Source organism: Pseudoxanthobacter soli DSM 19599 (assembly GCF_900148505.1).
Taxonomy (GTDB): domain Bacteria; phylum Pseudomonadota; class Alphaproteobacteria; order Rhizobiales; family Segnochrobactraceae; genus Pseudoxanthobacter; species Pseudoxanthobacter soli.
In genome coordinates, this window is sequence record NZ_FRXO01000005.1 from 341434 (window position 1) to 357915 (window position 16482).

Sequence of the window (16482 nt, forward strand, 5' to 3'; positions counted from 1 at the left end):
GCGGGCTGCGGGCTGCGGGCTGCGGGCTGCGGGCTGCGGGCTGCGGGCTTCGTTTCGCGTGTTTTACGCGTTTTGCCGGTTTTGACGGCTTTACCGATTTTAACGGCTGCGACCGCTTTACGCGGGAGCGGCCGGTTATTTCGATGTCGATGTCGATGTCGATGTCGATGTCGATGTCGGCATGATTCAGGTTGGATTTTAAGGAACGGGCCGGCGGCGCTTTCGGGTGCCGCACGACCCGTTTTCGTTTCTGGACCGTCCGGTCGCGGGCAAGCCTTGCTGGACCGGGCATCGTCGGCAACCGGGAGATGGGCGCATGACCGCGAGGAGATTTGAGGCGGGCATGGGGCCTGCGGCGCGGGCCGCTGACGGCCATGCCGGCGGGGCCGAGGCGGTTGGTGTTCTCTGCGGCGATGCGGATGCCGACGGTGCCTTCGCCAGCGACGCTGACACCGGCGAAGCACATGGCCGCGATGCGGCGGGGAGGAATGCGGCAAGCCCGACTGCGAAAGGCCGGAGTGCAGCGGGCCTGGATCCGGCAGGGCGCGAGCCAGCGGATCGGGATGCAGCTGGTCGGATTGCAGCAGGCCGGGATTCTGCGGGTTGCGATGCCGCGGGTCGGGATTCGGCAGGTGGCGATGCAGCCTGTCGCGATGCAGCAGATCGGGATGCGGCAGGGCGGGGGGCGGCGGGCCGGGATTCGGCAAGTCAGGACGCGGCAGGTCGGGATGTGGCAGGGCGCGAGCCAGCGGGCGGGGGGTCGGCAGGTCGGGGGTCCGCAGGTCGGATTGCAGTGGGTCAGGATTCGGCAGGTTGCGATACCGCTGGTCGGGTTGCGGCAGGTGGCGATGCAGCGTGTCGCGATGCAGCGGACCGGGATGTGGCAGGGCGGGAGGCAGCGGGCGGGGATTCGGCAAGTCAGGGCGTGGCAAGTCAGGGTGCGACAAGTCACGGCGCGGCACGTCGGGACGCGGCAAGTCAGGCCGCGGCAGGCCGGGATGTGGCGGGGCGGAATGCGGCAAGCCCGACTGCGACAGGCCGGAGTGCAGCGGGTCCGGACCCGGCAGGGCGCGAGCCAGCGGATCGGGATGCGGCCGGCCGCGATATCCCGCGTCGCGGTGCGGCCGGGCGCGATGCGGGCGGTGGCGGGCGGGCGGCGAAGCGGGGTGCGGGCGGGCGCGGGGGCGAGATCGCGGTGGAAGCCCGCGGGCGCGACAGGGCGCGCGGGCTTTACGAGGGCGACGGCATCCTGATCGGCGACATCGCCGAGGCGATGGGGGTGACGCCCTCGACCGTGCGGCGGTGGGCAAGGCTCGGCGGCTGGCAGCGCGGCGAGCGGCCGATCCCCCGCCGGCGCAAGGCGGACGCGGAGACGGACACCGACCGGGGCGCGATGGTGCGCCGGCTGATGCTCGCTTTCGCGCGGCAGGTGGCGGAGGTGGAGGCGCGGCTCGGCCCGGCCGGGAAACCGGCGGGCGAGCGCGATGCCCGCACGCTCGGCGTGCTCGCCAAGACGCTGGAGACGCTGATCGAGCTCGACCGCGCGGCCCGGGCGGGCGACGGCGGCGGCGACGAGGCGGGAAAGGATGCCGATGCTGTCCGGGAAGACATTGCGCGCCGCATTGATCGGCTGCGCGGAGCGCGGTGAACTCGAGGACCTGATCGCTGGGCTCGACCGGGCGAGCCTCGATGCCCTTGCCCACGACTGGACGCTGTGGGCGCGGGACGACCAGCTGCCGCCGGACGGCGGATGGACGCTGTGGCTGGTGCTGGGCGGGCGCGGCGCCGGCAAGACGCGGGCGGGCGCCGAGTGGGTGCGCGCCATGGCGACGGGCCGGGCGCCGTTCGCGGCCGCCCCGGCGGGCCGGATCGCGCTCGTCGGCGAGACCCTGGCCGACGTGCGCGAGGTGATGATCGAGGGCGTTTCCGGGCTGATCGCGATCCACCCCAAGGGCGAGCGGCCGGAGTGGCAGCCGTCGCGGCGGCGGCTGACGTGGCCGAACGGAGCGGTGGCGCAGGTGTTTTCCGCCGAGGACCCCGAGGGATTGCGCGGGCCGCAGTTCGATGCGGCTTGGGCGGACGAGATCGCCAAGTGGCGCCATGCCGAAGCGACCTGGGACATGCTGCAGTTCGGGCTTCGGCTCGGCGACCGGCCGCGACAGGTGGCGACCACCACGCCGCGGCCGATCCCGCTGCTGAAGCGGCTGATGGCGGAGCCGCGAACGGTCGTCACCCATGCGCCGACGGCGCGCAACGCCGCCAATCTGGCCCCGGGTTTTCTGGAGACCATCGTCGGCCGCTATGCCGGCACGCGGCTCGGCCGGCAGGAACTCGACGGCGAGCTGATCGAGGACAGGCCCGATGCGCTGTGGCGGCGCGGCGCCATCGAGGCGCTGAGGGTGGAGGCGGCGCCGGCGCTCGGCCGGGTGGTGGTGGCGGTCGATCCGCCGGCATCGAGCGGCGCAAACGCCGATGCCTGCGGGCTCGTCGTCGCCGGGCTCGGCCTCGCGGACGGGGTCGGCTATGTGCTGAAGGATGCGAGCGAACGCGGGCTGAGGCCGGCGGAATGGGCGGCGCGGGCCGTCGCGCTCCATCGCCGCTTCGAGGCGGACGGGCTCATCGCCGAAGTCAACCAGGGCGGCGAGATGGTGGCGGCGGTGCTGAGGGAGGTCGATCCCGGCGTGCCGGTGACCATGGTGCGGGCGACGCGGGGCAAGTGGCTGCGGGCGGAACCGGTGGCCGCGCTCTATGAGCAGGGCCGGGTGCGCCATGTCGGCACCATGCCGGAACTCGAGGACGAATTGTGCGATTTCGGCCCGTCCGGGCTTTCGAGCGGGCGTTCTCCCGACCGGCTGGACGCGCTGGTATGGGCGATGACGGCGCTGATGCTGGGCCGGGCGGGCGAGCCCAAGGTGCGGCGGATGTGACGGCCGCGGCAGCCACGGGCTGACGGGGGTGTGCGGCGGGCCGGCCGGGGCCGCCGGGCCGTTCGCGATCAGGGCCGGCGCTCCGGGGCGACTTGTCCGAGGGAACTCGTCCAAGATAACGCGTCCAAGGGTGGCTGTCCCCGCGGCTTGTCCCGCGGAGCCTGGAGCGCTTTCCGGCCGGGTGGCTCGTCCGATCGGGAGCCATCGCTCCGGCTTCGGAGGCTCGAGCACGACCTGCGTCCATGAGGCCGGCCCGGCGCGATTTGGTGGGGCACGGTCGTGCGGCGGTGAGATTCTCAGAGCAGGAGAGCGAGATGCGGAATTGGCTGCGCTTCGGCAGGGCGCGGGCGGCGGCGCGCGGCCGTGAAGCGGGAGGCGGCGAGGCGAAGGCATCGAGGACGGGGGCGCTGGTGGCGTTCTCCCGCCTCGGCCGGCCGGTGTGGACGCCCCGCGATTATGCGGCGCTGGCGCGGGAGGGCTTCGGCCGCAACCCGGTGGTCTATCGCGCGGTGCGGACGATTTCCGAGGCGGCGGCCTCGGTGCCGTGGCTGGTGTTCGAGGACGAGCACGAGATCGACGACCATCCGCTCGCCCGGCTGCTGGCGCGGCCCGGCGGGCAACGGGCCGGCGCGGAGCTGATGGAGGCGGTCTACGGCCATCTTCTCGTGGCGGGCAATGCCTATCTGGAGGCGGTCGGCGTCGACGGCGAGGTGAGGGAACTCCACGCGCTGCGGCCGGACCGGATGAAGGTGGTGCCGGGGGCGGACGGCTGGCCTTCGGCCTACGACTATTCGGTCGCCGGGCGCAGCGTGCGCTTCGCGGCCGAGAGCGAGGCCGGGGTGCGGCCGATCCTGCACCTTCGGCTGTTCCATCCGACCGACGACCATTACGGCTTCGCCCCGATCGAGGCGGCGCTGACGAGCCTCGACATCCACAACGCCGCCGGGGCCTGGGCGAAGGCGCTGCTCGACAATTCGGCGCGGCCCTCGGGGGCGCTGGTCTATAGCGGCGGCGAGGGCGGCAACCTCAGCGACGAACAGTTCGACCGGCTGAAGAAGGAGCTGGAAGAGGGCTTTTCCGGCGCGCGCAATGCCGGGCGGCCGCTGCTGCTGGAGGGCGGGCTCGACTGGCGCGCGATGGCGCTGACGCCGCGCGACATGGATTTCGTCGAGGCCAAGAACCTGGCGGCGCGGGAGATCGCGCTCGCCTTCGGCGTGCCGCCGATGCTGCTCGGCATTCCCGGCGACAACACCTACGCCAATTATCAGGAAGCCAACCGGGCGCTATGGCGCCAGACCGTGCTGCCGCTGGTGGCGCGCACGGCGGCGGCGCTTTCGGCCTGGCTGGCGCCGGCCTTCGACCGGCCGGTGCGGCTTTCCTTCGACGTCGACGCCGTGGAGGCGCTTTCGACCGAGCGCGAGGCGCTGTGGGCGCGCGTCGGCGCCGCGGGCTTCATCGACGACGACGAGAAGCGCGCCGCGGTGGGCTACGGCCCGCGACGCGGCAGGGACTGAAACGAGACAACCCCGGAGGCGCCCATGGACCCCGTCACCCAATCGGTCGTCCAGCGCGGCGACCTCGCCCATCTCGCGCTGTTCCTGTGGGCGAGCGGGGCGAGCGGCCTTCTGATGTGGGCGCTGCGCGAGCTTGCGGCCTCGAACCGCCGCTTCAACGACTTCGTCAACGAGATCGCCCGGCTGAACGCGCAGTTCCGCGACCGGGAGTGATTTTTCCAGAAGGAGAACGGCCATGGCAACGCTGCTGATTGCGGCGGGCCGGCTGACGCGTGCCGCCTTCGGCGGCCGGGCCGGCCGGGACAGGGACGAACACCGGCGGGTGTTCCGGGACTTCGCCGCCGGGCTCGGCGCCGTGCTGGCGCCGCGCCGCAGCGCCGCGCGGGTTCGGGCGGTGGCGCCGTGAGGGGCTGCGCGGAGGGGCGGGGAGCTGAGAGGCGGGGCGCGGCGGATGGCGCGGCCGATGCGGTCGACCTTGCCCGGCGCGAGACCAAGACGGTGCCGGCGGAGATGGGGCGGGCCGATGCCGACGGCGTGTTCGAGGGCTATGCCAGCCTGTTCGGCCGCGAGGACCTCGGCCGCGACCGGGTGATGCCCGGCGCGTTCCGCCGTTCGCTCGCCGCCCGTGGCGCGGCCGGCGTGAAGATGCTGTGGCAGCACGAGCCGGGCGAACCGATCGGCCGCTGGCTCGACATCCGCGAGGACGCGCGCGGGCTTCATGTCCGCGGCCGGCTCGCGCCCGAAGTCGCCCGCGCCCGGGAGGCGCTGGCGCTGATGCGCATCGGCGCCATCGACGGCCTTTCGATCGGCTTCCGCACGGTGAAGGCCCGGCGCGACGCGGCGGGCGGCGGCCGCGCGCTGATCGAGATCGACCTCTGGGAGATCTCGATCGTGACCTTTCCGCTTCTGCCCGAGGCGCGCATCGCGGCGGTGAAGACTGCCGGCGCGGCCGGGGCCGAGCTTTCCCGCGCGCTCGCCGGATCGTTCCGACGGGCCGCACAGCGCATCCAGACGATGAGGTGAGACGATGCAGGACATTCCGCGCGCGCCTGAGGCGAAGATGGCGGCGGCCTATCGCGACGGCCGCGATCCGGTCTCCGCGTTCGAGGACTTCATGACGGCGTTCGAGACCTTCAAGGAGGTGAACGATCGCCGGCTCGACGAGATCGAGCGGCGCTCCAGCGCCGATGCGGTGACGCTGGAACGGCTCGACCGCATCGACCATGCGCTCGACGAGCAGAAGCGGCGGCTCGACCACGCGAGCGTGAAGGCGCGGCGGCCGGGACTGGCGCCGGAGACCGGCGAGGCCGCCGGCCGGGCGGGCGCGGGCGAGCGCAAGGCGGCGTTCGAGACCTATGTCCGCACCGGCCGCGAGGCGGTTCATGCCGCCGGCATCGAGGCGAAGGCGCTTTCGGCGGCGTCGCCCGCAGACGGCGGCTACCTGGTGCCGGAGGAGACCGAGCGCGAGATCATGCGCCGGCTGGCGGCGATCTCGCCGATCCGCCGCATCGCCGGCAGCCGGCAGGTGTCCGGCACGGTCTACCGCAAGCCGTTCTCGGTGGCGGGGCCGGCGGTCGGCTGGGTGGGCGAGACGGCGGCGCGGCCGGAAACCGCGGCGCCGACGCTCGCCGAGCTCTCCTATCCGACGATGGAGCTCTACGCGATGCCGGCGGCGACGGGCACGCTGCTCGACGATACGGCGGTCGACATCGACCAGTGGATCGCCGAGGAGGTGGAGACGGCGTTCGCCGAGCAGGAGGGCGCGGCCTTCGTCGGCGGCAACGGAATCAACCGGCCGAAAGGATTCCTATCCTATACCACCGCCGCCGAAAGCGCCTGGAGCTGGGAGAAGATCGGCTATCTCGCCACCGGCGCGGCCGGCGCGTTCCCGGCGAGCAACCCCTCCGATGTGCTCGTCGATCTCGTCTATACGCTGAAGGCGGGCTACCGGCAGAACGCGAGCTGGGTGATGAGCCGCAAGACCCAGGCCGCGATCCGCAAGATGAAGGACGCCGAGGGCGCCTATATCTGGCAGCCGCCGGCCTCGGCCGGGACCGAGGCGAGCCTGATGAACTTTCCCGTGGTGGAGGCGGAGGACATGCCGGCGATCTCCGCGGGCAGCCTTTCCATCGCCTTCGGCGACTTCCGGCGCGGCTATCTGGTGGTGGACCGGGTGGGCGTGAGGGTGCTGCGCGATCCCTATTCCGCCAAGCCCTACGTGCTGTTCTACACGACGAAGCGCGTGGGCGGCGGGGTGCAGGACTTCGACGCCATCAAGCTTCTGAAGTTCGCGGCCTGAGCACGGCGCAAAGCCGCGAGAGATCGCGCGATCGCTGAGACCTTGCGGCCCCGCCGGGCGATCCGGCGGGGCCGTTTCTTTTTCGAGGGGACGGACGATGGCGACATTCCTGGTGCGGCCGCCGGAGGCCGAGCCCGCGAGCCTGCAGGAGGCGAAGCTGTTCCTGCGCGTCGACGGCGACGACGAGGACGACCTGATCGCCGGTCTCGTGACCACGGCGCGGACGCATGTGGAGCGCGAGGCGCGGCGGGCGATGGTCTCGCAGGGATGGCGCACGGTGCTGCCGGGCCGGCCGTCCGGCGGACGGGTGCCGCTCGGGCCGGCGCCGGTGATCGCGGTGACGGCGGTGACGGCCTACGACGCCGAAGGCACGGCGACGGCCGTCGATGCGGGCCGGTACCGTGTGGACCGCGCGGGCGAACCGGCGGAGCTGGTGCTGGAGCGCGCCGTGGCGGGGGCGGAGAACGGCATCGAGATCGATTTCGACTGCGGATACGGCACGGACGGCGCGGCGGTGCCGCGTCCTCTGGTGCAGGCCGTGCTGATGGTCGCGGCGCACTGGTACGAGCACCGCGAGGCGGCGACGCTCGGCGCCGTGACGGCGCCGGTGGCGCGCGGCGTCGAGGCGCTGATCGCGCCCTATCGCGCGGTGAGGCTGCGATGACGGCGATCGGACGGCTGTCACAGCGGCTGGTTCTGGAGCGGCCGGTGGCGGTCGGCGACGGCGCCGGCGGGCGGGTCGAGACCTTCGCCGCCCTGGGCGAGGTCTGGGCCGAGATCGTGCCGGCAGGGGCGGCGGAGCGGGAGATCGCCGGACGGCTCGACGGCGTCGCCAGCCATCGCATCGCCATCCGCCATCGCGGCGACGTGCGCGGCGGGATGCGGTTCGTGGCGGCGGACGGGCGGGTGTTCCGCATCCTCGCGACGTTCGATGCCGACGGGCGGCGGCGCCGGCTCGTCTGCGTGGCCGAGGAGGAAGGGCGATGAGCGGCGACGCGGCGACGGCGCTTCGGGAGGCCGTTCATGCCCGGCTTGCGGGGGATGCGGCGCTGGCGGCGCTGCTCGGCGACGGCGGCGTTCACGACACGGCGCCGCGCGGCGCGGCGTTCCCGTGGATCGCGGCCGGACCCTGGCGGGTGCGGCCGCTCGGCGACGGCGGGCTTTGCGAGCATCGCTTCGACCTCGCGGTGCGCTCGCGGGCTGCCGGGCGGAAGGAGGCGGAGGCGCTCGCGGCCCGCATCGAGGCGCTGCTGGACGGCACGGCGCTGGCGCCGGCGGGCCACCGGCTCGACGCGCTGCACGTCGTCGAGCGGGTGACGATGCCCGGCCGCGACGGCCGTTCCTTCGAGGCGACGGCCTCCTTCCGCGCCGTGACCGAACCGATCTGAACGAAATTCCGAACGAGAAGGGAGGCCGGCGATGGCGGCACAGAAGGGCAAGGACCTGCTGCTCAAGGTCGATACCACCGGGGCCGGGGTCTACGCGACGGTGGCGGGGCTGCGCTCGCGCAGGCTCGCCTTCAACGCCGAGGCTGCGGACGTGACGGACTCCGAATCCGCGGGGCGCTGGCGCGAGCTGCTGGCGGGGACCGGCGTGCGGCGGGCGAGCCTGTCGGGCTCCGGCATCTTCCGCGACGCGGCGGCCGACGCCACCGTGCGCGGCCTGTTCTTCGACGGCACCATCCGCAACTGGCAGGTCGTCATTCCCGATTTCGGCTCCGTGACCGGGCCGTTCCACGTCTCCGGCCTGGAATATGGCGGCGAGCACGACGGCGAGGTGACGTTCGAGATCGCGCTGGAATCGGCCGGCGCGCTGGCGTTTTCGGCACTGTGAGGGAGATTTCGCGATGAGAGCGAACAGGCGGCGCGGAGAGATCGAGGCGGAATTCGACGGCGAGCCCCATGTGCTCTGCCTGACGCTCGGCGCGCTGGCGGAACTGGAGACGGCGTTCGGGGTCGACGACCTCGGCGCGCTTGCCACCCGGTTCGGCGCAGGCAGGCTTTCGGCGGGCGACGCCATCAAGGTGATCGGCGCCGGGCTGCGCGGCGCGGGGGCGGCCGCCTCCGACGAGGACGTGGCGGCGATGGGCCGCCACGACGGCGCAATCGGCTTCGCCGCGGTGGTCGCGGACCTGCTTGCCGCGGCGTTCGGAGGCGGCGGGGACACGGCAAACCCTCCGCCGCCGCGGACGTAGGCGCGCCCGCGGCATTTCCCTGGGACTGGGTGATCGGCTTCGGCATCGGCCGGCTCGGCCTTTCGCCGGAGGCGCTATGGCGGGCGACGCCCCGGGAGATCGCGCTCGCGGCGGACTGTCTCGCGGGCGGACGGGCGCGCGCGGCGGACACGCCCGACCGCGCAGCGCTCGGCCGGCTGATGGCGCGCTTTCCGGACGCATGACGGCGAGAATGCAAGCAAAGCTTTGAATCCGAAGCGATTTCTCTTGGGTCGGACGGTTTCCAGCCGGTCGGAAAGCGCTCCGTGCGGAGGAGGACGGCATGGTGGACGAGACGACGGAGGGGGTCGCCGCGCTGACCAGGGCGACGGGCGACCTGGAGGACGTGTTCGACGGCATCGGCCGCGGGGCGCGCAGCTTCACCGGCACGCTGGTGTCGGGACTGAAATCGGCGGTCGGAGAGGGGCGCAGGCTCGACGGCATCCTGCAGCAGGCGGCCCTGAGGCTGAGCGACCGCGTGCTCGACAAGGCGCTGTCGCCGTTCGAGGACGCGGTTTCCGGCGCGCTCGCCGGTCTTGCCGGCGGGGCGGGCCTCAACCTGTTTCCCGCCCGGCTCGGCGCGGTGATCGGCAGCGGGCGGGTGCGCGCCTTCGCGAACGGCGGCGTGGTCGCCTCGCCGACCTTCTTTCCGCTCGGCAACGGCATCGGGCTCGCGGGCGAGGCGGGGGCGGAGGCGATCATGCCGCTGGCACGCGGCGCCGACGGGCGGCTCGGCGTGCGGACGAACGGCGGGGGCGGCGGCGTTTCGGTGACCTTCAACGTGACGACGCCGGATGTGGCCGGATTCCGCCGGTCGGAGGCGCAGATCACGGGGATGCTGGCGCGCAGCGTGGCGCGCGGCCGGCGGGGGATGTGAGCGATGGCCGGTTTTCACGAAGTCCGCTTTCCGGTCGACGTGGCGTTCGGCTCCACCGGCGGGCCGCAGCGCCGCACCGAGGTGGTGACGCTCGGTTCCGGCCGCGAGCAGCGCAACAGCCGCTGGGCCCGCTCTCGGCGCCGGTTCGACGCGGGCTACGGCATCCGCACCCTCGACGAACTCGCGGAGGTGATCGCCTTCTTCGAGGAACGGAGGGGCCGGCTCTACGGCTTCCGCTTCCGCGATCCGCTCGATTTCAAGTCCTGCCCGCCGAGCCGCGCGCCGGCCCCGACCGACCAGCAGATCGGCATCGGCGACGGCGCGACGAGGACCTTCCGGCTGGTGAAGCGCTACGGCGCGGGTTTCGCGCCCTATGACCGCGAGATCGCGAAGCCGGTCGCCGGCACCGTGCGGGTCGCCGTCGGCGGGGCGGAACAGGTGGCGCCGGCCTTCGCGCTGGACACCTCGACCGGTGTCGTGACGTTCGCGAGCCCGCCGGCAGCCGGCGCCGTCGTCACCGCCGGCTTCCAGTTCGACTGCCCGGTGCGGTTCGACACGGATGCCATCGAGATCGACCTGTCCGCCTTCCAGGCGGGGGCGCTGCCGTCGGTGCCCGTGGTGGAGATCAGGCCATGAAGACATTCGATGCCGCCTTCGCCGCGCACATCGCCGGCGAGACCACGACCCTGTGCCGCTGCTGGAAGCTGATCCGCACCGACGGCGCGGTCCGGGGGTTCACCGACCACGACGAGGCCGTGACGTTCGACGGGGTCGCCTTCGAAGCGGCGGGCGGACTGGAGGCGAGCGCGGAGACCGCGGGTTCCGGCCTTTCGGCCGGCGGCATGGACGTCGCGGGGGCGCTTTCGTCCGAAAGCCTCGACGAGGCGGACCTTGCCGCCGGGCGCTATGACGGCGCGCGGGTGGAACTCTGGCTCGTCAACTGGGCGGCGCCGTCGATGCGCGCGCGACTGCGTGTCGGCACGGTCGGCGACGTGACGCGGGAGGATGGGCGGTTCCGCGCCGAGGTCCGCGGCCTCGCCCAGGCGCTCGACGAGCCGCACGGGCGGATCGTGGGGCGGACCTGCGACGCGGTGCTCGGCGACGGCCGCTGCCGGGCGGACCTCTCGGGCCTCAGGGTGACCGGAACCGTGACGGCGATCGACGCGGCCGGCCGGCTCGTGGTCGGCGGGATCGGCGACCGCGAGGCCGGCTGGTTCACCCACGGCACGGCCAGCTTTCTCGACGGCGACGGGGCGGGCGAGCGCTGCGAGATCCGGCGCCACGGCCGCGACGGAGACGGCGCCCTGATCGAACTCTGGCAGATGCCGCGCGCGACCGTGGCGGCCGGCGACAGGGTGGAACTGACGGCCGGCTGCGACAAGCGGTTTGAGACCTGTGTCGCGAAATTCGCCAATCACCTGAATTTCCGCGGTTTCCCCCACGTGCCCGGCAACGATTTCGCGCTCTACCCGGCGAGCGGCGATGCCGCCGGCGGCGGCACGCTCGTCTGATCGACGAACCCGGCCAGCGCGGCCTTCCGGAGAGCGAACATGAAACGAGAGCGGATCGTCGCCGAAGCGCGGCGCTGGATCGGCACGCCCTATCGCCACCAGGCCTCGATGATCGGCGCGGGCGCCGACTGCCTGGGGCTCGTGCGCGGCGTCTGGCGCGCGGTCGTGGGGGCCGAGCCGGAGGCGGCCGGGGCCTATACCGCCGACTGGGCGGAGGCGACCGGCGAGGACCGGCTGGCGGAGGCGGGACGGCGCCATTTCACGCCGTGCGCGCCGGATGAACGGCAGGCGGGCGACGTGGTGCTGTTCCGCTTCCGCCCGGGCGCGCCGGCAAAGCACGCCGGGATCCTCGTGGAGATCGACCGGTTCGTGCACGCCTACGAGGGCACCGGCGTCGTCGAGACCGATCTGAGCCCATGGTGGCGGCGGCGGTTGGCGTTTGTGTTCCGCTTTCCCGGCATCGACGATTGAGGAGACCGGCCGATGGCGACATTGGTGCTTCAGGCCGCCGGCGCGGCGGTGGGCGGGCTGTTCGGCCCTATCGGCGCGCTCGTCGGCGGCGCGCTCGGCGCGGTGGCCGGCGCGGCCGTCGACCAGCGGCTGTTCGCCGGCCCGGCGGCCAGTGGACCGCAGCTCGGCTGCGTCGCGTTCCAGGGGGGGGCCGAGGGCACGGCGCTGCCACGGGTCTACGGCCGGATGCGGCTGTCGGGCACGGTGATCTGGGCGACGCAGTTCACGGAAACCGCGACCACGGCGAGCGGCGGCAAGGGCGCCGCGAGTGCCGGCGCGACCAGCTATTCCTATGCGGCGAATTTCGCGGTGGCGATCTGCGAGGGGCCGGTGACGCGGATCGGGCGCATCTGGGCCGACGGCAAGCCGCTCGACCGCGCGACCGTGAACGTGCGCCTCCATCACGGCGACGAGGGGCAGGGCGCCGACGTGCTGCCGGTGTTCTACCAGGGCCATGCGCCGGCCTATCGCGGCACGGCCTATGCGGTGTTCCAGAACCTGCCGCTCGCCGATTACGGCAACCGCCTGCCGCAGCTCTCGTTCGAGGTGATCCGCGTCGTCGACGATCTCGAACCGATGATCCGCGCGGTGACGCTGATCCCCGGCGCGACCGAGTTCGGCTACCACCCGGCGCCGGTGGTGACCACATGGCGGTTCGGCGGCGGCACGGCGATGAACCGTCACGTCGCCTCGGACCTGACCGATATCGAGGCCTCGCTCGACGAGCTGCAGGCGGTCTGCCCCCGTCTGGAGCGGGTGGCGCTGGTGGCCGGCTGGTTCGGCGACGACCTGCGGGCCGGGGCGTGCACGCTGCGCCCGAAGGTCGAGACCCGCGAGCGGGCGACGCTCGGCGCCGACTGGGTCGTCTCCGGCCTTTCCCGAGCGGATGCGCTGGAGGTTTCGCGCACCGACGGCAGCTCGAACTATGGCGGCACGCCCTCCGACGAGACGGTGATCGCGGCGATCCGGGCCATCCGCGCGCGCGGCCTGAAGGTGACGCTCTACCCGTTCGTGCTGATGGACGTGCCGGGCGGGAACGGACTGCCGGACCCCTATGGCGGCGGCGAGCAGGCCGCCTTTCCCTGGCGCGGGCGCATCACGGTGCATCCGGCCCGGGGCCGGGCGGGCAGCCCGGACGGAACGGCCGCGGCGGCCGGACAGGTGGCGGCCTTCGTCGGGACCGCGACCCGGACTGTCTTTGCGGCGGACACGGCGACCGTTCGCTATACCGGCGCGGAGGAATGGTCGCTGCGGCGGATGGTGCTGCATTATGCCCATCTCTCGGTTCTCGCCGGCGGCGTCGATGCGTTCGTGATCGCCTCGGAAATGCGCGGCCTTTCGACGGTGCGCAGCGCGCGGACGCGCTTTCCGTTCGTCGAGGCGCTGACCGCGCTCGCGGCCGACGTGCGTGCGGTGGTTGGGGCCGGACCGGTGGTGACCTATGCCGCGGACTGGTCGGAGTTCACCACCTACCGGCCGGACGACGGCAGCGGCGACGTGTTCTTCCACCTCGATCCGCTGTGGGCTTCGGCGGCGATCGACGCCATCGGCCTCGACGCCTACTGGCCGCTTGCCGACTGGCGCGATGGCGACCATCCCGACGGTGCGGTCGCCGGATCCACCTACGATCTCGGCTATCTCGCGGCCAATGTCGCAGGCGGGGAGGGCTACGACTGGTATTATGCGGATAACGCCGACCGGGCGGCGGCGGTGCGCACGCCGATCACCGACGGCGCCCACGGCAAGCCATGGGTGTTCCGCTACAAGGACATCGCCCAATGGTGGATGAACCACCATTTCGAACGCACCGGCGGCACCGAGAACGCCGAGGCGACGGGGTGGGAGCCTGGCTCCAAGCCGATCTGGTTCACCGAGATCGGTTGCCCGGCCATCGATCGCGGCGCCAATCAGCCGAACGTGTTCGTCGATCCGAAATCCGCCGAATCGGCCGTGCCCTATTTTTCGAGCGGGGCGCGGGACGACGCCATCCAGCGCCGCTATCTGCAGGCGCTGATCGGGCATTTCGACCCCGATGCGCCGGGCTTCGAGGCCGGTGCCAACCCGGTGCATCCCGCGACCGGCAAGCGGATGGTCGATGTGGGCGCGATGCATGTCTGGACCTGGGACGCGCGGCCCTTTCCCGCCTTTCCGGCCCTGACGGACATCTGGGCCGACGGGCCGAACTGGGAGCGGGGACACTGGCTGACCGGGCGGCTGGGGAGCACCTCGCTCGCCGGGCTCGTGAAGGCGATCTTCGCCGATCACGGCTTCTCGGACGTCGCGATCGACGGGCTGGAGACGGTGGTCGACGGCTATCTGGTCGACCGGCCGATGTCGCTGCGGGATGCCGTCGTGCCGCTGGCCGACGCCTTCCGGTTCGTGCTCGCCGACGGCGGCGACCGGGTGCTGGTGCGCGGGCTCGACCGCAAGCCGGCGGCGACGCTCGGCGACGACGATCTGGTGGAGACCGGAAGCGACGGCGAGCCGGCCGTGGCGTGGACGCGGACGCAGGATTCCGAGCTGCCGGCCGAGGTGCGGTTCGCCTATCTCGATTCAGGGCGCGACCTGCAGGCGGGCGCGGCCTCTGCGCGCCGGGCGATCGCGACGAACCGCCGGGTGGAGACCGTGGACCTCGCGGCGGCGATGCAGGAAGGCGTCGCCCGGCGGGCGGCGGAAATCCGCTTGCACGACGCCTGGACGGCGCGGGACCGGGTTACGCTGCGCCTGCCGCCGGGACAGATGGCCCTGGAGCCCGGCGACGTCATCGCGGTCGCCGCGCGGGGCACCGGACGCGAGGCGGTGATCGAGGAAATCGAGGACACCGACCACCGCCGGGTGACCGCACGGGCGCTCGACCGGCGGGTGCTGCGCGGAGGCGGGGGCGATGCCGCCCCGGGCACCGGCTGGTTGACGGCGACACCGGCGGGGCGCGGCCCTCCGGCGGTCGCGATCCTGGACCTGCCGATCCTTCAGGAGACCGTCGCCGCGCAACGGCCCTGGATCGCGGCGACGGCGACGCCCTGGCTCGGCGCGCTCGCGGTGATGCGTGCCGTCGGCGGCAGCGGCTTTTCCGAGGTGGCGCGGATCGAGCGGGCGGCGGCGTTCGGGTTCCTGACGGACGCGGTCGGATCCGGCCCGGTCGGGCGCTGGGACCGGGGCACCGTCATCCGGATGGACACCTCCGGGTCGCTGTCGTCGCTCTCGCCGGCGCAGGTTCTCGCGGGCGGCAACGTGCTCGCCATCCGCTCCGCCGCGGGCACCTGGGAGGTGCTGCAGTTTGCGACCGCGACCCTGGTAGGTAGCGGCCGCTACGAACTCTCCGGCCTGCTGCGCGCCCAGATCGGGACCGAGGACGCCATGGCGGCCGGCCATGCGGCGGGAGCGCTGGCGGTGCTGCTCGACGACCGGCTCGTCGCGCTGCCGATGGAGCGCGGCGAGATCGGCCGCAGCTTCGACTATCGCGTGATGTCGCCCTCGGTGCCGCTGGACGATCCGACGGTGACGGCGCTGTCGGCGACGGCCACGGGGCGCGGGCTGAGGCCGCTGAGCCCCGTCCACCTGCGCGGGCGGCGGGACGACGCCACCGGCGACGTGACGCTCTCGTGGATCCGCCGGACGCGGATCGGCGGCGACGACTGGGGCGGCGCGGACGTGCCGCTCGGCGAGGAGAGCGAACTCTACGCCGTCGAGATCCGCGAGGCGGCAGGGATGCCGGTCCGGCGGCGGTTCTCCGTGACCGCGCCGCGCGTGGTCTACACCGCCGCCCTCCAGATCGCCGATTTCGGCGCGCTGCCGGCGGGCTTCCGCTTCAGCGTCGCGCAGGTCGCGGCCGGCACCGGCGCCGGCACACCCCGGGAGGAGACTTTCCATGGCTGAGACGCCCCGTCTGGCGCTGCCGCTGCTTGAACCGGCGCAGGCGCAGAAACATGTGACCGTCAACGAGGCCCTGGCGCTGCTCGATGCGTTCGCGCAGCCGGTGGCGGTGAGCGCGACGCTTGCCGCTCCGCCCGCGAGCCCGGCCGAGGGCGCCTGCTATCTGGTTCCGGCCGCAGCCACCGGCGCGTGGGCCGGGGCCGGCGGCAAGCTGGCGCTCTGGTCCGGCGGCGCATGGACCTTCCGTGCGCCCTTCCGGGGCATGACCGTGTTCGTCGCCGACGAGGGCCGGCTCGCGCTCTACGATCCGCTGCGCGGCTGGGCGACGGCGCGGGCGATCAGCCCCCACGGCGCGGCGACCGCCGAGATCGTGCTGGAGGAGGAGGTCACGCTCGCCGGTGCCTTCGTCAGCACGGCAATGGCGATCCCGGACCGGGCGGTGGTGATCGGGGTCTCCACCCGGACCACGGCGGCCGTCACGGGGGCGACGTCGTATAGCTGCGGCATCGCCGGCGAGACGGCGAAGTTCGGCGGCGGTCTCGGCGTCGCCCTGGGCGCGACCAATGTCGGCGTCATCGGTCCGACCGCCTTCTATGCCGCGACGCCCGTCCGGCTGACGGCGGCCGGCGGCAACTTCACCGGCGGGAAGGTGCGCGTCGCCATCCATGCCCTCATGCCGAACGCGCCGCTGTCCTGAGCGGCGGCACGGCCTTTCCGATCTCCTATCCCCTCGATCACCGGCCATTTCCGACGGAGGAA

Annotated in this window: 19 protein-coding genes and 1 pseudogene; 19 read left to right on the forward strand and 1 reads right to left on the reverse strand. The window is 73.1% G+C overall.

Annotated elements, in window-relative coordinates:
• Nucleotides 1-466 (reverse strand): hypothetical protein (locus tag BUF17_RS23105; protein WP_210215448.1); only part of this gene is annotated, 466 nt, incomplete at its 3' end.
• A 729-nt stretch (nt 467-1195) separates the two neighbouring features.
• Between BUF17_RS23105 and BUF17_RS22615 the strand changes: the two genes are divergently transcribed.
• The 19 genes and pseudogenes from BUF17_RS22615 to BUF17_RS14405 all read left to right on the forward strand — a co-directional run bounded on the left by BUF17_RS22615 (nt 1196) and on the right by BUF17_RS14405 (nt 16420).
• The gene (locus BUF17_RS22615; protein ID WP_139282539.1) at nt 1196-1648 is read left to right on the forward strand and encodes a hypothetical protein; all 453 of its coding nucleotides are present in this window, start codon (nt 1196-1198) and stop codon (nt 1646-1648) included.
• Nucleotides 1593-2927, forward strand: coding sequence for a DNA-packaging protein (locus BUF17_RS14325; RefSeq protein WP_073629801.1), 1335 nt, complete (start codon nt 1593-1595; stop codon nt 2925-2927). Before BUF17_RS22615 ends, BUF17_RS14325 begins: the two co-directional genes overlap by 56 nt.
• Nucleotides 2928-3241: 314 nt before the next feature.
• Nucleotides 3242-4441, forward strand: coding sequence for a phage portal protein (locus BUF17_RS14330; RefSeq protein ID WP_084564683.1), 1200 nt, complete (start codon nt 3242-3244; stop codon nt 4439-4441).
• Nucleotides 4442-4465: 24 nt separating this feature from the next.
• Complete coding sequence (locus BUF17_RS14335; protein ID WP_073629803.1) at nt 4466-4654, forward strand: hypothetical protein; 189 nt, start codon at nt 4466-4468, stop codon at nt 4652-4654.
• A 22-nt stretch (nt 4655-4676) separates the two neighbouring features.
• Complete coding sequence (locus tag BUF17_RS22970) at nt 4677-4847, forward strand: hypothetical protein (RefSeq protein ID WP_175563705.1); 171 nt, start codon at nt 4677-4679, stop codon at nt 4845-4847.
• Nucleotides 4848-4951: 104 nt separating this feature from the next.
• Nucleotides 4952-5464 carry an HK97 family phage prohead protease gene (locus tag BUF17_RS14340; protein ID WP_073629805.1) on the forward strand — a complete coding sequence of 171 codons (513 nt, stop codon included), beginning with the start codon at nt 4952-4954 and terminating at the stop codon, nt 5462-5464.
• Nucleotides 5465-5468: 4 nt separating this feature from the next.
• Nucleotides 5469-6740: a phage major capsid protein gene (locus BUF17_RS14345; protein WP_073629807.1), complete on the forward strand. Its 1272-nt coding sequence runs from the start codon at nt 5469-5471 to the stop codon at nt 6738-6740.
• 97 nt (nt 6741-6837) lie between these two features.
• Nucleotides 6838-7404: a head-tail connector protein gene (locus BUF17_RS14350; protein ID WP_073629809.1), complete on the forward strand. Its 567-nt coding sequence runs from the start codon at nt 6838-6840 to the stop codon at nt 7402-7404.
• A complete protein-coding gene (locus BUF17_RS14355) occupies nt 7401-7727 on the forward strand; it encodes a phage head closure protein (RefSeq protein WP_073629811.1) in 327 nt (108 codons plus the stop codon). The genes BUF17_RS14350 and BUF17_RS14355 overlap by 4 nt, the downstream gene beginning before the upstream one ends.
• Nucleotides 7724-8128 (forward strand): DUF3168 domain-containing protein, encoded by a 405-nt coding sequence (locus BUF17_RS14360; protein WP_073629813.1) that lies wholly within the window; start codon nt 7724-7726, stop codon nt 8126-8128. The genes BUF17_RS14355 and BUF17_RS14360 overlap by 4 nt, the downstream gene beginning before the upstream one ends.
• A 31-nt stretch (nt 8129-8159) precedes the next feature.
• Nucleotides 8160-8573, forward strand: coding sequence for a phage major tail protein, TP901-1 family (locus BUF17_RS14365; protein ID WP_073629815.1), 414 nt, complete (start codon nt 8160-8162; stop codon nt 8571-8573).
• Between the two features lie 13 nt (nt 8574-8586).
• Nucleotides 8587-8934, forward strand: coding sequence for a gene transfer agent family protein (locus tag BUF17_RS14370; RefSeq protein ID WP_073629817.1), 348 nt, complete (start codon nt 8587-8589; stop codon nt 8932-8934).
• Between the two features lie 26 nt (nt 8935-8960).
• Nucleotides 8961-9137 (forward strand): annotated as a pseudogene (locus BUF17_RS14375) (phage tail assembly chaperone); the annotation flags it as partial.
• A 98-nt stretch (nt 9138-9235) separates the two neighbouring features.
• Nucleotides 9236-9829: a phage tail tape measure protein gene (locus tag BUF17_RS14380; protein WP_073629821.1), complete on the forward strand. Its 594-nt coding sequence runs from the start codon at nt 9236-9238 to the stop codon at nt 9827-9829.
• A 3-nt stretch (nt 9830-9832) separates the two neighbouring features.
• Nucleotides 9833-10465: a DUF2460 domain-containing protein gene (locus BUF17_RS14385; RefSeq protein WP_073629823.1), complete on the forward strand. Its 633-nt coding sequence runs from the start codon at nt 9833-9835 to the stop codon at nt 10463-10465.
• On the forward strand, nt 10462-11340 hold the full coding sequence (locus tag BUF17_RS14390) for a DUF2163 domain-containing protein (protein ID WP_073629825.1): 879 nt from the start codon (nt 10462-10464) through the stop codon (nt 11338-11340). Before BUF17_RS14385 ends, BUF17_RS14390 begins: the two co-directional genes overlap by 4 nt.
• A 39-nt stretch (nt 11341-11379) precedes the next feature.
• Nucleotides 11380-11811, forward strand: a complete 432-nt coding sequence (locus BUF17_RS14395; RefSeq protein ID WP_073629827.1) for a DUF6950 family protein — start codon at nt 11380-11382, stop codon at nt 11809-11811.
• A gap of 12 nt (nt 11812-11823) precedes the next feature.
• Entirely contained in the window at nt 11824-15726 is a 3903-nt protein-coding gene (locus BUF17_RS14400) for a baseplate multidomain protein megatron (RefSeq protein ID WP_073629829.1), read from the forward strand.
• Nucleotides 15719-16420 (forward strand): DUF2793 domain-containing protein, encoded by a 702-nt coding sequence (locus tag BUF17_RS14405; protein ID WP_073629831.1) that lies wholly within the window; start codon nt 15719-15721, stop codon nt 16418-16420. The genes BUF17_RS14400 and BUF17_RS14405 overlap by 8 nt, the downstream gene beginning before the upstream one ends.
• Nucleotides 16421-16482: the final 62 nt, after the last annotated feature.

What these genes read in the sequence shown, in the direction of transcription:
- BUF17_RS14405 (WP_073629831.1), top strand. Translation starts at nt 15,719, where the DNA reads ATGGCTGAGACGCCCCGTCTGGCGCTGCCGCTGCTTGAACCGGCGCAG.
- BUF17_RS14325 (WP_073629801.1), top strand. Translation starts at nt 1,593, where the DNA reads ATGCTGTCCGGGAAGACATTGCGCGCCGCATTGATCGGCTGCGCGGAG.
- BUF17_RS14400 (WP_073629829.1), top strand. Translation starts at nt 11,824, where the DNA reads ATGGCGACATTGGTGCTTCAGGCCGCCGGCGCGGCGGTGGGCGGGCTG.
- BUF17_RS14355 (WP_073629811.1), top strand. Translation starts at nt 7,401, where the DNA reads ATGACGGCGATCGGACGGCTGTCACAGCGGCTGGTTCTGGAGCGGCCG.
- BUF17_RS14335 (WP_073629803.1), top strand. Translation starts at nt 4,466, where the DNA reads ATGGACCCCGTCACCCAATCGGTCGTCCAGCGCGGCGACCTCGCCCAT.
- BUF17_RS14330 (WP_084564683.1), top strand. Translation starts at nt 3,242, where the DNA reads ATGCGGAATTGGCTGCGCTTCGGCAGGGCGCGGGCGGCGGCGCGCGGC.
- BUF17_RS14385 (WP_073629823.1), top strand. Translation starts at nt 9,833, where the DNA reads ATGGCCGGTTTTCACGAAGTCCGCTTTCCGGTCGACGTGGCGTTCGGC.
- BUF17_RS14390 (WP_073629825.1), top strand. Translation starts at nt 10,462, where the DNA reads ATGAAGACATTCGATGCCGCCTTCGCCGCGCACATCGCCGGCGAGACC.
- BUF17_RS22970 (WP_175563705.1), top strand. Translation starts at nt 4,677, where the DNA reads ATGGCAACGCTGCTGATTGCGGCGGGCCGGCTGACGCGTGCCGCCTTC.
- BUF17_RS14380 (WP_073629821.1), top strand. Translation starts at nt 9,236, where the DNA reads ATGGTGGACGAGACGACGGAGGGGGTCGCCGCGCTGACCAGGGCGACG.
- BUF17_RS14395 (WP_073629827.1), top strand. Translation starts at nt 11,380, where the DNA reads ATGAAACGAGAGCGGATCGTCGCCGAAGCGCGGCGCTGGATCGGCACG.
- BUF17_RS14365 (WP_073629815.1), top strand. Translation starts at nt 8,160, where the DNA reads ATGGCGGCACAGAAGGGCAAGGACCTGCTGCTCAAGGTCGATACCACC.
- BUF17_RS14350 (WP_073629809.1), top strand. Translation starts at nt 6,838, where the DNA reads ATGGCGACATTCCTGGTGCGGCCGCCGGAGGCCGAGCCCGCGAGCCTG.
- BUF17_RS14340 (WP_073629805.1), top strand. Translation starts at nt 4,952, where the DNA reads ATGGGGCGGGCCGATGCCGACGGCGTGTTCGAGGGCTATGCCAGCCTG.
- BUF17_RS14345 (WP_073629807.1), top strand. Translation starts at nt 5,469, where the DNA reads ATGCAGGACATTCCGCGCGCGCCTGAGGCGAAGATGGCGGCGGCCTAT.
- BUF17_RS14370 (WP_073629817.1), top strand. Translation starts at nt 8,587, where the DNA reads ATGAGAGCGAACAGGCGGCGCGGAGAGATCGAGGCGGAATTCGACGGC.
- BUF17_RS14360 (WP_073629813.1), top strand. Translation starts at nt 7,724, where the DNA reads ATGAGCGGCGACGCGGCGACGGCGCTTCGGGAGGCCGTTCATGCCCGG.